The organism is Devosia sp. RR2S18 (assembly GCF_030177755.1).
Lineage (GTDB): Bacteria > Pseudomonadota > Alphaproteobacteria > Rhizobiales > Devosiaceae > Devosia > Devosia rhizosphaerae.
Window position 1 is genome coordinate 2,833,351 of sequence record NZ_CP126539.1, and the last position, 14,821, is coordinate 2,848,171.

At 61.5% G+C, this 14,821-nt stretch carries 15 protein-coding genes; 2 read left to right on the top strand and 13 right to left on the bottom strand.

Annotation, left to right across the window (positions count from 1 at the left end):
- Positions 1 to 38: 38 nt before the first annotated feature.
- A complete protein-coding gene (locus QOV41_RS13895) occupies positions 39 to 767 on the top strand; it encodes an arginyltransferase (RefSeq protein ID WP_284577335.1) in 729 nt (242 codons plus the stop codon).
- Positions 768 to 774: 7 nt separating this feature from the next.
- Here the strand turns inward: QOV41_RS13895 and QOV41_RS13900 are convergent, their stop codons facing one another.
- From QOV41_RS13900 to rpoZ, 11 genes are all read right to left on the bottom strand, one after another.
- The gene (locus QOV41_RS13900; protein ID WP_284577336.1) at positions 775 to 1,095 is read right to left on the bottom strand and encodes a Dabb family protein; all 321 of its coding nucleotides are present in this window, start codon (positions 1,093 to 1,095) and stop codon (positions 775 to 777) included.
- Positions 1,092 to 3,392 carry a DNA topoisomerase IV subunit A gene (parC, locus tag QOV41_RS13905; RefSeq protein ID WP_284577338.1) on the bottom strand — a complete coding sequence of 767 codons (2,301 nt, stop codon included), beginning with the start codon at positions 3,390 to 3,392 and terminating at the stop codon, positions 1,092 to 1,094. Before parC ends, QOV41_RS13900 begins: the two co-directional genes overlap by 4 nt.
- A 169-nt stretch (positions 3,393 to 3,561) precedes the next feature.
- A complete protein-coding gene (locus QOV41_RS13910) occupies positions 3,562 to 4,764 on the bottom strand; it encodes an IS256 family transposase (protein WP_284577339.1) in 1,203 nt (400 codons plus the stop codon).
- Between the two features lie 670 nt (positions 4,765 to 5,434).
- Positions 5,435 to 6,145, bottom strand: coding sequence for a DNA repair protein RecO (gene recO / locus QOV41_RS13915; protein ID WP_284577340.1), 711 nt, complete (start codon positions 6,143 to 6,145; stop codon positions 5,435 to 5,437).
- A gap of 101 nt (positions 6,146 to 6,246) precedes the next feature.
- The gene (gene era, locus QOV41_RS13920; protein WP_284577341.1) at positions 6,247 to 7,170 is read right to left on the bottom strand and encodes a GTPase Era; all 924 of its coding nucleotides are present in this window, start codon (positions 7,168 to 7,170) and stop codon (positions 6,247 to 6,249) included.
- A complete protein-coding gene (gene rnc, locus QOV41_RS13925) occupies positions 7,167 to 7,874 on the bottom strand; it encodes a ribonuclease III (RefSeq protein WP_284577342.1) in 708 nt (235 codons plus the stop codon). The genes era and rnc overlap by 4 nt, the downstream gene beginning before the upstream one ends.
- A complete protein-coding gene (gene lepB / locus QOV41_RS13930) occupies positions 7,874 to 8,665 on the bottom strand; it encodes a signal peptidase I (RefSeq protein ID WP_284577343.1) in 792 nt (263 codons plus the stop codon). The genes rnc and lepB overlap by 1 nt, the downstream gene beginning before the upstream one ends.
- Positions 8,666 to 8,695: 30 nt before the next feature.
- A complete protein-coding gene (gene acpS, locus QOV41_RS13935) occupies positions 8,696 to 9,115 on the bottom strand; it encodes a holo-ACP synthase (RefSeq protein ID WP_284577345.1) in 420 nt (139 codons plus the stop codon).
- Entirely contained in the window at positions 9,112 to 9,705 is a 594-nt protein-coding gene (gene pyrE, locus QOV41_RS13940; protein ID WP_284581334.1) for an orotate phosphoribosyltransferase, read from the bottom strand. Before pyrE ends, acpS begins: the two co-directional genes overlap by 4 nt.
- Complete coding sequence (locus tag QOV41_RS13945) at positions 9,692 to 11,974, bottom strand: RelA/SpoT family protein (protein WP_284577346.1); 2,283 nt, start codon at positions 11,972 to 11,974, stop codon at positions 9,692 to 9,694. The genes pyrE and QOV41_RS13945 overlap by 14 nt, the downstream gene beginning before the upstream one ends.
- A gap of 105 nt (positions 11,975 to 12,079) precedes the next feature.
- Positions 12,080 to 12,448 carry a DNA-directed RNA polymerase subunit omega gene (rpoZ, locus tag QOV41_RS13950; RefSeq protein ID WP_284577347.1) on the bottom strand — a complete coding sequence of 123 codons (369 nt, stop codon included), beginning with the start codon at positions 12,446 to 12,448 and terminating at the stop codon, positions 12,080 to 12,082.
- A 216-nt stretch (positions 12,449 to 12,664) separates the two neighbouring features.
- On the opposite strand from rpoZ, the gene QOV41_RS13955 reads away from it, so the two are divergent.
- Complete coding sequence (locus QOV41_RS13955) at positions 12,665 to 13,228, top strand: LabA-like NYN domain-containing protein (protein WP_284577349.1); 564 nt, start codon at positions 12,665 to 12,667, stop codon at positions 13,226 to 13,228.
- Positions 13,229 to 13,231: 3 nt separating this feature from the next.
- Here the strand turns inward: QOV41_RS13955 and smpB are convergent, their stop codons facing one another.
- Together smpB and dapA are read right to left on the bottom strand one after the other, a co-directional pair.
- Positions 13,232 to 13,732, bottom strand: coding sequence for an SsrA-binding protein SmpB (gene smpB, locus QOV41_RS13960; RefSeq protein WP_284577350.1), 501 nt, complete (start codon positions 13,730 to 13,732; stop codon positions 13,232 to 13,234).
- 5 nt (positions 13,733 to 13,737) lie between these two features.
- On the bottom strand, positions 13,738 to 14,613 hold the full coding sequence (dapA, locus tag QOV41_RS13965; RefSeq protein ID WP_284577352.1) for a 4-hydroxy-tetrahydrodipicolinate synthase: 876 nt from the start codon (positions 14,611 to 14,613) through the stop codon (positions 13,738 to 13,740).
- Positions 14,614 to 14,821 lie beyond the last annotated feature (208 nt).

Consider the following 14,821-nt stretch of genomic DNA (forward strand, 5'->3'; position numbering starts at 1 on the left):
CGGGAGTACACTCCCCTGATTGCATCCATGGGTCATGAATGACCGATCATACGCCCGAAACAACGCAGCTGTTCCTGACCGCGGCGATGCCGTGTCCCTACTTGCCTGGAAAGCAGGAGCGGAAGCTGTTCACCCACCTTTCGGGCCGGCGAGCATCAAGCCTGCACCATCTACTGAGCGAGAATGGCTTCCGGCGCAGCCAAAATCTTATCTACCGCCCCGCTTGCGAAGCCTGCAGCGCCTGCCAATCGGTACGGATTGTGGCGGAGAAATTTGAGGAAAGCCGCCGCTTTCGCCGCGTGCAGCGGAACAATGGCGACCTCTCGGTAGAAGTTCGTCCCGCCGTGGCGACCTCAGAACAATACGACCTCTTCAAGCGCTATCTTGAGTCGCGTCACCAGGGCGGTGGCATGACGCAGATGAGCTTTGTCGACTATGAGTACATGGTCGAGGACACGCCGGTGCAGTCAATCCTCGTCGAGTATCGCTCGGCCGAACATCCGGACCAGCCACTCGTCGCCGTGGCGCTGACCGATGTGATGCCCGACGGCCTCTCCATGGTCTATAGCTTCTACGATCCGGACCTGGCGCATCGGAGCCTGGGTACTTTCCTGATCCTCGACCATGTCGAGCAGGTGCGCTCGGCCGGGCTGAGCTATGTCTATCTGGGCTATTGGGTGAAGGACTCGCCCAAGATGGCATATAAGGTCCAGTACCGGCCGCTCGAGGTGCAAAAGGGCACCTCCGGCTGGTGCCCCATCGAGTAGCCAGCGCTTACTGCTGCGCCGCAACTTCCATATCGAAGATCATCAGCACGTTCTGGCCGCCCTCGAGTGCCGCAACGAGCTTGGCGCCGGCCGCCTTGTGGGCGGGATCGGCGAGATAGCGATCGCGGGCAGCGGCATCGGCCAAATCCATGATGAAGCCGTCATTGTAGCCCTGGGAGCGGCCTTCCGGAGAGATGTTCGGCCCGAAATCGGCGCTGAGGAGACCATCGATCTGGCCCACCAGAGCGGCGAGCCCGGCGTAGATCTCTGAGCGCTCATCAGCGCTCACATCAGCCCGGAATTTCACGAAAACACAGTGACGGATCATCCAACGAACCTGTTGTTGCGGGGGAAACCATTGGGCGGCTGCCGTCCGGCAGTGGCGCGATCGCCCAGCCAGGCGGTCAGCTCTTCCATGGGCTTGGTGTAGGTGCGGCCCGAACTATCAGTCCAGGTGAGCCCGTCTGCGGCGTAGAAGGATTTAAGATCGGAGATGCCGCCATCCTTGTAGCGCTGGAGGCGCACGCCCTTGCCACGGCTCATTTCGGCCAGTTGGGCGGCGGGGAAGACCAGCAATTTGCGGTTTTGCCCGATCACGGCGATGCGGTCGCCGGTGAAGGGGACGAGCAGCTTGGCTTCGGCGGGTGCGGTGACGTTGAGTATCTGCTTGCCCTTGCGGGTGTTGGCGATCATATCGTCTTCGCCAACAATGAAGCCGTAGCCGTTGGATGACGCGATGATCCGCTTGGCTCCCTGGCGGTAGACGAAGAGATCGACGATCTCCTGTCCCTCTTCGACGTCCACCATAATGCGCACCGGCTCGCCCTGCCCGCGGCCACCCGGTAGCTTATCACCGGAGAGGGTATAGATCCGGCCGCCGGTGGTCAGCATCAGGATCTTGTCGGTGGTCTCAGCCTTGAATGACAGCTTCAGCCGGTCGCCGGCCTTGAAGCCTTTTTCGTCGATATCATCGGTGTGACCCTTGAGCGCGCGGATCCAACCTTTTTCCGAGAGGATCACCGTGATCGGTTCGCGCTCGATAAAGGCCTCGGTGATCTCGGCGTGATCGGTGTCGGGCGCTTCCCCGAAGATGGTGCGGCGGGCGCCGAGCGCATGCGGCGTCTCGCCGTCCGCTTCGAAGAGCGGATAGGCTTTCTTGAGCGCTTCGACCTGTTTGGCGATCTCACCCCACTGACGCTTGTCTGACGCCAGGAGCGTCTCGAGCTTGCCTTTCTCTTCGGTGAGGTTCTTGTGCTCCTTGCGCAGCTCGAGTTCCTCGAGCTTGCGCAGTGAACGCAGGCGCATGTTGAGGATGGCTTCTGCCTGATTGTCGGTGAGCGAGAAAGTGCTCATCAGGGAGGCCTTGGCATCATCCTCCTCGCGGATGATGCGGATGACTTCATCGAGGTTGAGATAGGCGACGATGTAGCCTTCGAGCACCTCCAGACGCGCAGCGATCTGCGCGAGCCGGTGCTCGGTGCGCCGCACCAACACGACCTTGCGATGATCAAGCCAAGCCTTGAGCGCATCGGCGAGGCTCATCACCCGCGGGACGGTGCCCTTGTCCAGCACGTTGAGATTGAGCGGGAAACGCAGCTCCAGATCGGTGACCTTGAAGAGCTGTTCCATCAGGATCACCGCGTCGACGGTGCCGGCGCGTGGTTCCAGGACGAGACGGATATCGTCGGCGCTTTCGTCACGGACGTCCTTGAGCAGCGGCAGCTTCTTGGCAAGGAGCAGTTCGGCAATCTTTTCGACCAGCCGTGACTTCTGCACGCCATAGGGAATCTGGGTGACGACGATCTGGTAGACGCCCCTGCCCTTTTCTTCTTTGTTCCAGACGGCCCGGACACGGAATGAACCGCGGCCCGTCTCATAGGCCTTGACAATGGCCGAGCGGGTTTCGACCATGTGACCGCCGGTGGGGAAATCGGGACCGCGGACAAGATCGTCCTGGTTCGGGGGCGCCGACGGGTCGGGGTGGACGAGATCCTCGGTGGTACAGGCCGGATTGTGGATCAGCTTGAGCGCGGCGTTGCAGAGCTCGACAAGATTGTGCGGCGGCACAGAGGTCGCCATGCCGACGGCGATGCCGGTCGAGCCATTGGCGAGGAGATTGGGGAAGTTCGAGGGAAGGACGACCGGCTCTTCGTCTTCACCGTCATAGGTCGGCTTGAAGTCGATGGCGTTCTCGGTGATCCCCTCGAGAAGGCGGGTTGCGACTTCGGTCATGCGCGATTCGGTGTAGCGCATGGCCGCCGGTGAATCGCCGTCGATGTTACCGAAATTGCCTTGGCCGTCGACCAGCGGGTAGCGAAGGGCGAAATCCTGGGCGAGCCGCACCAGGGCGTCGTAGATCGACTGGTCGCCGTGCGGATGGAACTTACCGATCACGTCACCAACGATACGGGCCGACTTCTTGTAGCCCTGGCCGGGGTCGAGCCGCAGCAGACGCATGGCGTGGATGATGCGACGGTGCACGGGCTTGAGACCGTCACGCGCATCGGGCAAGGCGCGCTGCGTGATGGTGGAGAGCGCATAGCTCAGATACCGCTCCTCAAGCGCCTGCTTGAGGTCGACGATGCGCTGATCGTCGGCAGGCGGCAGGGTATCGGCGTCAGACATGCAAGCGGTTCTCCCTGAGAACGAATCAGGAAATCAGTATAGCCAAGGTGGCGTCGTGGCTCTGGTTTTTCGGCGAAAACACGGGGTTTTGCACGGCAAATGGATCGTGTCCTTCGGCGTGGTGTAACTGAGGCAGGGCCTCCACGCATATCCGGCTTGGCCGGGTTGGTCAGCGTGCGGGGACTGCCGGCAGGCTGACGAGGGGATCATCGCTCAAATGGGCAACGGATTCCAGCGACATGTATCTGGCGCGCTGCACAGCCCACTCATCGTTTTGCTCGAGCAGGATGGCGCCCACGAGCCGGACGATGGCATCCTCGTTGGGGAAGATGCCCACCACCTCGGTCCGGCGCTTCACCTCGCCATTGACCCGTTCTATCGGGTTGTTCGAGTGAAGCTTGGCCCGATGCTCCTTGGGGAAGCTCATATAGGCGAGGACGTCGTGCTCGGCCTCATCCATGATGGTGGCGAGCTTGGGCACGCGAGTGCGGATCTGGTCGGCAACGGCGCGCCATTGGATACTTGCGGCCTCAGGGGTCTCCTGGGCGAAGGCTGTAGCGATAAAGGCGCTGGCCACCCGGCGACCGCTCTTGCCAGCATGAGCAAGGACGTTGCGCATGAAGTGAACCCGGCAGCGTTGCCAGGTTGCACAAAGGACCTTGGTGACAGCCGCCTTGATGCCTTCATGAGCATCGGAGATGACCAGCTTCACGCCTCGTAGGCCGCGGCGGGTCAGCTTGCGCAGGAACTCGGTCCAGATCGCCTCGGCTTCCGAGGTGCCGATCTCCATGCCCAGCACCTCGCGTCTACCATCGGCGTTGACGCCGATAGCCATGATGGCAGCCACCGAGACAATGCGGCCACCCCGGCGCACCTTGAGGTAGGTGGCGTCGATCCACAGATAGGGCCAATCGCCCTCGATCGGTCGGTCCAGGAACGCTTTAACCTTACCGTCGATCTCCTCGCATAGCCGGCTCACCTGGCTTTTGGAGATGCCGCTCATGCCCATGGCCTTGACCAGGTCATCTACCGAGCGGGTGGAAATGCCTTGGATGTAGGCTTCTTGGATCACTGCCGTCAGCGCCTTCTCCGCCATCCGGCGCGGCTCAAGAAAGCCAGGGAAGTAGCTGCCCTTGCGCAGCTTGGGGATGCGCAGCTCGACTGTGCCGGCTCGTGTCTCCCAGTCCCGTTCGCGGTAGCCATTGCGCTGGACCCGCCGCTCAGTGCTCTTCTCGCCATAAGCGGCGCCGGTGGCAGCGCTAACCTCCAGCTCCATCAACCGTTCAGCAGCAAAGCCAATCATCTCGCGCAGAATATCGGCGTCGGGGGTCTTCTCTACCAGCGTGCGCAGGTTCATCATCGAGTCGGTCATCGGTGGTCCTTCAGGTGCAGGGTTGGGGTAAGCAACCAGACCTTACCGGAAATCCGTCGATGACCACCCAGCCGCTCGCTCGCTACGGCGCTCGTAATGGCGCGCTCGCGAGCGGCTTGACCAGCTCAGTTACACCACGTCCCGGGACACGACCGGCAAATGGCATGCCAAAGCGCCGCCTGAGCTGCGGTTGCCACCTGTGGAGCGGACCCCGAGGCAACGCCGCCTCTTGGGATTGGTAGTAGGTGAGACGACTTCGCCTCGGGATTTGCCGGGATTTGCCGGACCAGCTGGTGTTGCGTCTCCCCAAAGCATGCAGGGAGAGGCGTATATCCGACCAACACCGCTCGGACCCACTCTGGGGGCGATCTCCCCGAAGTCCCGTGGTTCCACCCGCCTGTCTGGTAGCTGCAGCGCCGCTCCTGCGGGGGAATGGAGGGAGTGTAGCTGACGTTTAGGGGATGGGGATAAGTGGATAGGTGGATAGGTGGATAGGTGGATAGATTAGGTGATGGGGTAGAAACCCCCACCTAGCCTCCCCCTGGGAGGGGGAGGAACGGCTCCACTCTGTTGCGACGCTGGTGCCCTCTTCTCCTCTCCCTTCAGGGGGAGGCCGGGTGGGGGTTGTTGCGTCGGACTGCGGTTGGCGGAGGACCTCCTCTGACGCTGGCTAATCCAGAGGTCGGGAGAGAAGCTCGACCAGCGGCTCACGCGTGGGGGGCGGGTCGAGCTGGCGGGGGCCCCAAACGTGAGAGTGGAGGAAGTGGCCGGAGAGCCGGAAAGCGGCGGCGATGTCGGAAGGGCTGGCATTGCCACGCCCGGAGAGAAAGCTGGGGAGCGGCAGCAGGCGCTCCAGATAGGGTTGGGCGGCATTGCGCGAGACTGCGCGGCCCGACCGTGGAGAAACATGGGTGAGATCATCCAACACACCGGTTGCGGCGCAGGCCGATAGATCGAGACCGTAGCCAAGCTCATCCAGGATGGCGAGTTCGAAGCGGACAAGCTCAGCCCCGTCCGGAGGAACCTCGAGCAGGCGCAGGGCCATGCCAAGCAAACGATCATGCGGGTCGCGTTCGGGAAGCAAACGAAGATGCTCGCAGACAAGCTGGCTGAGATAGAGTCGGCGGCGGTCGGCGATCAATTCGGCCGCACGGGCTTGCAGCAGTTCGATGGTGAAAGCGCCCAGGTGGTCTTCCAGCCGGGCGCGCCAGGTGAGTTGGACCGTGTTGCCAGGCTGGAGCGCCGCCGCCTGTTTGCTGGAGCGGCCACCGCGCACGAGCCCGAGTTGCCGACCGCGGCCGACCACCATCGCTTCGGCGATGACGCTGGATTCGCCGTGGCGGCGAACCCCGATCAGCAGGCCCTCACCGGTCCATTCCACAACGGGGGCTCCAGCGGATGTGGCGAGGCATCCCTCTCCTGGTCTCCCCCACAAGGGGGGAGGTGAATTCAGCAATGAGCCGCAGTGGCAGTGCTATGCTCTCACATCTTCCCATGGGGATATTCCAGGCCCATTTCGCGGTAGCGCTCGGGGTCGTCGCCCCACTTCTCCCGGACCTTGACGAAGAGGAAGAGATGGATGGGGACTTCGTACATCTCCATCAGTTCCTTGCGGGCCTCCTGGCCGATGGCCTTGATGGTCTGCCCACCAGCACCAAGCACGATCTTCTTGTGGCTGTCGCGGGTGACGTAGACCACCTGGTCGATTTTGTAGGAGCCATCCTTCTGGATCTTAAAGCTCTCGGTCTCGACCGTGGCGTTGTAGGGGATTTCGTCGTGGACGCGCAGGAAGAGCTTTTCGCGCGTGATCTCGGCCGCGGTGATTGCCATGGTGAGGTCGGTGAGGTGATCTTCCGGGAAGTGCCAGGGGCCGGGCGGGATGTGCTTGACGCACCAATCCATGAAGTCGGCGACGCCGTAGCCCTTGAGGGCCGAAATCATGAAGGTCGCCTCAAAACGTAGCTTCTCGTTGAGCGTTTGGGAAAGCTCCAGCAGTGCCTCGTTCTTGATGGCGTCGATCTTGTTGAGAATCAGCACCTTAGGGTGGCGAATGCTCGCAAGACCCTCGATCATTGAATCAAGATCGGGCGTTATCCCCCTTTCAGCATCAACGATAAAGGCGACGAGGTCGGCATCCCCTGCCCCGCCCCAGGCGCTTTCCACCATGGCACGGTCGAGCCGGCGCTTGGGCGCGAAGATACCGGGGGTGTCGATAAAGACGAGCTGCGCCGCATCGACGGTCACCACACCACGCACCTGGCTGCGCGTGGTCTGCGCCTTGTGGGTGACGATGGACACCTTGGTGCCGACCAGCGCATTGAGGAGGGTCGACTTGCCCGCGTTAGGGGCACCGACCAGCGCGATAAAGCCGCAGGAGGTATCGGCGGGCTGGGACGCATCGGTCATTTCGGTTCCTTCCAAACATTCTGGCGGATCAGAAACTGCTCCGCGGCCTTGTGCTCGGCGATCTTCTTGGATGAGCCGGTGGCGCTGAGCGGCTCGAATTCGCCGAGGCGCACCGAGATGGTGAATTCGGGCGCGTGGTCGGGGCCGGTGCGCTCGGTCTGGGTATAGCTGGGTGGTTCGAGTCCACGCGCCTGCGCCCACTCTTGGAGGGTCGTCTTGGCGTCGGCGCGGTTGGCTTGGCCGTCTACCAAGAACTCCTCGAACATCCGCTCGACGAATTCATAAGCCTTGCCCAGACCACCATCGCAGAAGATGGCGCCGATCACCGCCTCGGTCGCGTCGCCAAGGATCGCTTCCTTTTCAGCGCCCCCGGTGCGCGCCTCGCTCTCGCCCAGGTTCAGCTCGCGACCCAGATCGAGCGTGCGCGCAATGATGGCGCAGGTTTCCTTGCGCACAAGCGTGTTGAGCGTACGGCTCAGCTCGCCCTCATTGGCCTTGGGATAGCGGCGATAGAGCATGTCGGCAACAACGAGCCCAAGGACGCGGTCGCCGAGGAATTCCAACCGCTGGTAGGAGTGCTCGATACGCTTGCTGGGCGACACTGCGCTCGAGTGGGTCAGCGCCCGCTCAAGCAGATCCAGATCGGCAAAGCGATAGCCGAGGCGAAACTGGAGTTTTTCGTGGGTCCGGTCGCGCCTGCTCATCACTCGATGGATTCGAACATGCGATCCCACCGTACATTGGCGGGCCAATGCCAGATCTGCCAGGGCGGAATGTTGTCGCGAATGGAGAAGAACCGCGCCTCGGCCTTGGCGATCAAGTTCACCTCGGGCACGTAGCCGACCTGGCTCAGCACGCGGCTATCGGCGGAGCGATCACGATTGTCGCCCATCATGAAGTAATGATCGGGGGGCACCACATATTCAGGTGTGTTGTCCAGTGGACCATTGTCAGAGATTTCCTGAATGATGTGCACCGAACCATTGGGGAAGGTCTCGCGGTAGACGGTAACCTCGCGGGTGTCGCCTTCGCTGTCGGTATCGAGCGCGGTGCCGATTTCCTCGCGCTCCACTATCGTGCCGTTGATGTAGAGCCGGCCGTCGCGCACCTGGATACGATCTCCGGGCAAGCCAACGATACGTTTGATGTATTCGACGTTCTGCGGCACCGGGCGGAAAACGGCGACGTCACCACGGTTGGGCTCGCGGCCGAAGATGCGCTCGGTGATCGGCAGCTCAAAATCGAGCGCGGTGAAATTGCCGTAGCGGCCGAGCGAGAAGGAGTGCTTGCCGTAACCCCAGACGAACTTGTTGGCGACGAAATAGTCGCCGATCATCAGGGTCTGCTGCATAGACGCGGTGGGGATGGAAAAAGGCTGGTAGAGGAAAGAGCGCAACACGATGGCGATCAGTAGCGCCTCGGCAACGACGACGATGGTTTCCACCCATTCATTCGTCGCAGACTTCTTGGCGGTCTTGTCGGCGGAAGAGCTCATATATTTCCCCGGGGAAAGCGTGCCGAAGCGTTAGGCGTTTGTTCCTGCCGGGTCAATCGGCAGCGCTTCGATGATGACGAAGGCCTGGGCGAGCCCCGCGTCGTCCGTGATGGTGAGGTGAATGTGGGGCACGTGGCCGGGGGGCACAAGGCGCGCCAGCGCTTTTGCCGCGCCATTGGTCAGGTGCATGGTCGGTTTGCCCGACGGCAGGTTCACTACCCCCATATCGCGCCAGTAGACGCCGAACGCGAGGCCTGTGCCCAAAGCCTTGGAGCAGGCTTCCTTGGCGGCGAAGCGCTTGGCGTAGGAGGCGGCGCGCTGAGCCCGGCGATCTGACTTGCGGCGTTCAATGTCAGTGAAGCAGCGATTGGTGAAGCGCTCGCCATAGCGGGCCAGCGTTTTTTCCACTCGACCGATCTGGCACAGATCGGAGCCCAGCCCGATGATCATTTCACCCCCTGGATGCCGCGACTGCCTGGCTTGGTGGGGGGAATGGCGGCCAGTTCAGGTGGCAGTTGATCGGCTGGGTAGGCCGGCACCTTGTATTCGATAAGGCTCACCAGCGGCACGCCGACATCCGCTTCACCGCCGGAACGGTCGATGAGGCAGGCAGCAGCGACCACGTTGGCGCCGATATCCCGCAGAGCTTCGACGCATTCGCGAATGGAGAGGCCGGTCGAAACAATGTCCTCGACGACGATGACCTTGTCGTCAGGCGAAATCTCAAAGCCCCGGCGGAGCTCGAACTTGCCCTCCACCCGCTCGGTGTAGAGCGCGGGCAGACCGAGTTGGCGCGCGGTTTCATAGCCGGGGATGATTCCCCCGATGGCCGGCGAGACTACTTTCGTCACTTCAGCGTAGCCCGCGGAGCGAATCTGGTCGGCCAGGGCGCGGCAGAGCTTTTCTGTCTGGTGCGCGTATTGGAAGACCTTGGCCTTTTGCAGGAAGACCGGCGAGCGGAGCCCCGACGAGAGAATGAAGTGCCCTTCGAGCATAGCCCCGCATTCGCGGAAGATCGCCAACACTTCATCTTTGGTCATCATTGTGTCTCCGGTCGACATTGCCATCCCATTCCAGCGTCGAGATCATGCCCGCCTCGCGCGTGCTCGCCCGCTGCACGGCCGAGAGGCCGGGGCTGCGCTTGAGCGTTGCCAGAACATCGGTGAGCTGGGCAAGATCGCGCACTTCGATTTCAAAGATCATGTGGTGGAAATCGGGGGAGATCATCCGCATTACAAGGTTGTTAATGTTGGCGTCGCACGCTGCAATGGCCGAGGAAATCTGCGCCAGCGAGCCCGGCTTGTTCACCGATTCCATTGCGATAACAGCAGGGTAGAGCCCTTCCCTGCCACTGAGATTCCAGCGCACGTCAACCCAGGCCACGTCGCTGTCGTGCATGTCGATGAGCGCATCGGAATGGATGGGGTAGATCGTCAGTGGAGCATCAGGCTGGAGGATGCCCACGAGGCGATCGCCAGGGACGACGCCTTCTCCTGAGATCGCCACCGGCATGTGGAAGTCCAGTTGTGCAAGCGCAGTCTTGGCGCGGGGCCCCGCTTTCTGTCCCCCCGGAACCCGGAACCGGAACAGATCGGAGGAACGCAGGGCGAACCATCCTGCAGCGGTATCGGCGACGGGGAGATCGAGCTTGCGGCGGCGCTTGTGGAGGCCCTTGATGGTGGCAAGTTCGGTGCCCAATGGCTCGGAGCCGATCTTGCCCTCGCCCACCGCGATCAGCATTTCGCGCTTGCCCGGCATGCCCAGGGCCTCTGCCAGTGCGGCAGATTCGGAGTCGTCCAGCGACACGCCCTCACGGTCGAGCATCATGTTGAGCACGTGCTCGCCCAGAGCGTAGGCGCGTTGCGCTGCCGCCTGTCGGACAGCGCGCCGAATAGCAGCACGCGCCTTGCCGGTTGCTGCAATGCCGAGCCAGTTGAGTGGCGGCATATGGTTCTGATCGCGAATGATCTCCACTTCGTCGCCGGAGCGAAGATGGGTGACGAGCGGCAGGATGGAGCCGTTGATTTTAGCGCCGACACAGGTGTCGCCAATGTCGGTGTGGAGCGCGTAGGCGAAGTCGATTGGCGTCGCGCCACGCGGCAGCGCGATCAGTCGCCCCCGTGGGGTGAAGCAGAAAACCTGGTCCTGGAACAGCTCCAGGCGGGTGTATTCAAGGAAGTCCTCGGTCGAATTGCCGGCGGTCAGGTGCTCGATGGTGGAGCGGAGCGAGCCATAGGCGTGCGATTCGTGCTCGATGCGTGTGAGGTCGGCCGAGGCGCCATCCTTGTAGAGGGCGTGGGCGGCGATGCCGAACTCGGCAATACGGTCCATCTCCTCGGTGCGGATCTGCAATTCGGCACGCTGCCGTCCTGGACCGACGATGGTGGTGTGGATCGACTGGTAATCGTTGTGCTTGGGGACGGAGATATAGTCCTTGAACCGCCCGGGCACGACCTTCCACTTGGTGTGGACGACCCCGACGGTGCGGTAGCATTCTTCCACCGAGCCGACGATGACGCGGAAGCCGATCATGTCGGAGAGCTGTTCGAGCGCGATCTGCTTGCGCTCGATCTTGGTGAAGATCGAGAATGGTGACTTCAGGCGCGCCTTGACCCGGGCGCTGATGCCGGTGGCGGCGAGCCGCTCCGTCAATTCGGTCGAGATGCTGGAGATGGTCTCGCTATATTCGGACTGCATTTCTGCAAGGCGCGATGTGATGGCCTTGTAATGCTCGGGCTGGAGGATCTTGAAGGAGATATCCTCGAGCTCGTTGCGCATGTCCTGCATGCCCATGCGGCCGGCAAGCGGCGCATAGATGTCCATGGTCTCCTGCGCGATACGCGTCCGCTTCTCGGGCGGCATATATTGCAGCGTGCGCATGTTGTGCAGGCGGTCGGCCAGTTTGACGAGAAGCACCCGCACATCCTGGCTGATGGCCAGGAGCAGCTTGCGCAGGTTTTCTGCCTGCGCCTCTTCGCGCGAGACCAGATTGAGGCGCTCAATCTTGGTGAGGCCATCGACAATGGCACCGATCTCGCTGCCGAACATCTGGTCGATCTCAGACCGGGTAGCGTCGGTGTCCTCGATCGTATCGTGCAGGAGGCCAACGGCAATCGAGGCATCGTCGAGCCGGAGGTCCGTCAGGATAGCGGCGACTTCGAGCGGATGATTGAAGTAGGGGTCGCCAGAAGCACGCTTCTGTGAGCCATGCTTTTGCATGGCGTAAACATAGGCCTTGTTCAAAAGCTGCTCATCGACGTTCGGGTTGTAGGCCTGAACGCGTTCGACAAGCTCATATTGCCGCATCATGGGAAGTCGCCGCTCGCTCGCGTCTGCAACTTAGCGCGTTGAAAAGGAAAGAAAAAGGCGCCCGGTGCTGACCGGACGCCTGAAAATGTCAGGTTGCGACAATAATCAGTCGTCGCGACGCTCCGGCGGGGCCAGGCTTTCGATGCCGCGCAGCAGTTCTTCTTCGCTGATGGTGTCGAAATTGATCGAGTCGTCGCCGCCGGCGCTCTCGATGAGCGGCGCCGCATGGCTCTCCGGCTCGTCGACCTCGACATATTTCTGCAGCGAGTGGATCAGATCCTCACGCAGGTCTTCCGGCGAGATGGTGCCGTCACCAATTTCGCGGAGCGCTACAACGGGATTCTTGTCGTTGTCACGGGCGACAGTAATCTGTGCACCCGACGAGATCATGCGCGCACGATGGGCGGCCATGAGGACGAGATCGAAGCGGTTCTCGATCTTTTCAATGCAGTCTTCAACGGTGACGCGTGCCACGAACGTCTCCAAAACTTGTGGAATGAACGCTTGCCATACACGAAGGCGTATGGCGGCACAAGGATTGCTTACGCTTTTGGCTGCCAAGATGACGTGAGCAACTTGGCTGCAGTTGCGGCTATCGGCGCAGTGTGCGAAGAGCCACACAGCTTAATGTTTCCGGCGGAACTTAACAGCGTAGCGCGCGCAGTGTTGCGGCAAACCTGGGGTGTCTTCATGGCTATCGATCCTCGAGAGAAGATCGCGCTTTTTATCGATGGCGCCAACCTCTACGCCGCATCGAAGGCCATCGGGATCGACATCGACTACCGTCGCCTGCTGACCGAATTCTCGGCCAAGGCCTATCTCCTGCGCGCGAACTACTACACGGCGCTGGTGGAAGATCAGGAATACTCCTCGATCCGCCCCCTGATCGACTGGCTCGATTACAACGGGTTCACAGTCGTCACCAAGCCGGCGCGCGAATTCACCGACGCCACGGGACGACGCAAAATCAAGGGGAACATGGACATCGAGCTCACCGTCGACGCCCTCGAACTCTCCCCCTATTATGACCATCTGGTGCTGTTTTCCGGCGACGGCGATTTCACTGCGCTCGTGGCAGCGCTGCAGCGCAGGGGCAAGCGGGTAACAGTCGTGTCGACCCTGACAACGCCGACGCCGATGATCTCGGACGAGTTGCGGCGCCAAGCTGACTTCTTCATGGAACTGACGGAGCTCGCCAAGAGCGTCGGGCGGCCGCAAGCGGCACGGCCGGTGCCGAGCCCCGCCACCGAGTAGGCGTCAGCCGCGACCGCCCTCTTTGAGGATCCGCGACTTATCCCGGTTCCAGTCGCGATTGCGCTGGGTTTCGCGCTTGTCGTAGTTCTTCTTGCCCTTGCCCAGGCCGATTAGCACCTTGGCACGGCCTTGATCGTTGAAATAGATCTTGAGCGGCACAATGGTATTGCCTGCCCTGGAAACCTCCGAATCCAGGCGCGACAGCTGCTTTTTGGAAACGAGCAGTTTCCGCGGACGGCGCTCGGAGTGATTGAACCGGTTCGCCTGCAGGTATTCGGGGATGTGCGCGTTGATGAGCCAGAGCTCGCCCTGTTCGGGCGAGGCATAGGATTCGGCAATCTGCGCCTTCCCCAGCCTGAGCGATTTCACTTCCGTTCCCGTCAACACGAGACCGGCCTCTAGGGTATCCTCGATCTCGTAATCAAACCGCGCGCGCCGGTTCTCAGCCACCAGGCCGTGGCTGATCACACCATTTTTTTTCTTGTCGTTCTTTTGCTGGACCATACGCTCTAGATAAGGCCTGCATGGCGCAATGCAAAGTCGATAGCGTCTTCCGTAGCCTTGGTAATCGGCACCAGTGGCAAACGCAGTTCATTGGCGCAGAGATTAAGCCGGTTGGCTGCGTACTTTACAGCGGTGGGATTGGGCTCAAGGAAGAGGTTGCGATGCAGGTGCACCAACTTGTCCTGGATAGCCAGTGCCCCCCTAAAGTCACCTGCCAGCGAGAGCTCCTGCAGTTGCGAGCAAAGGCGCGGCGCGACGTTGGCTGTCACGGAGATGCAGCCGGAGCCGCCATGGGCATTGAAGCCTAGGGCAGTCATGTCCTCGCCCGACAGCAGGATGAAGTCCTTACCTAGCTTGTCGCGTTGCAGGCTCGCCCGGCTCATGTCGGCCGTGGCATCCTTGACGCCGATGATGTTGTCGTGAGCATCCCGCAGACGCGCAATGGTATCGACCGTGAGATCGACCACGGTCCGGCCGGGTACACTGTAGAGAATAACAGGAATACCGACGGCGGAGGCCACAGCCGAGAAGTGCTGGAAGAGTCCTTCCTGGTTAGGCCGATTGTAGTAGGGCACGACCGAAAGCACCGCGTCAGCACCGGTCTCCTCGGCGAACTTGGCCAAGGATACGGCCTCGGCGGTGGAATTGGACCCCGCGCCAGCCAGGACCGGAACGCGCTTGTTGGCCACCTCGACGCAGATTTCGACGACCCGCCGGTGCTCTTCGTGGCTAACGGTGGGGCTCTCCCCAGTCGTGCCCACGGGCACCAAGCCGTGACTGCCTTCGGCAATCTGCCAATCGACAAAGCTCGAGAAGGCTTTCTCGTCCACCACTCCGTTCCGGAAGGGGGTGAGAAGCGCCGTGATCGATCCTCGCAGCATCTGTCGAACTATCCTTGTTTGGTCTGCCACAGTTCAGCCGTGGCGGTATGAGATGGGGGCGCACCATAGTTTTTCTTGGTGAGCACCACAACGCTTTGTTGCGGGTGGTGTTCCGGCAAACGGCAGGACGCAACGGCGGAAACCCAGCATTTACCACGAAGTGGTAAAACTGGCTTACCCGCAAGGATCGGGCGCCTTGCTGGACATG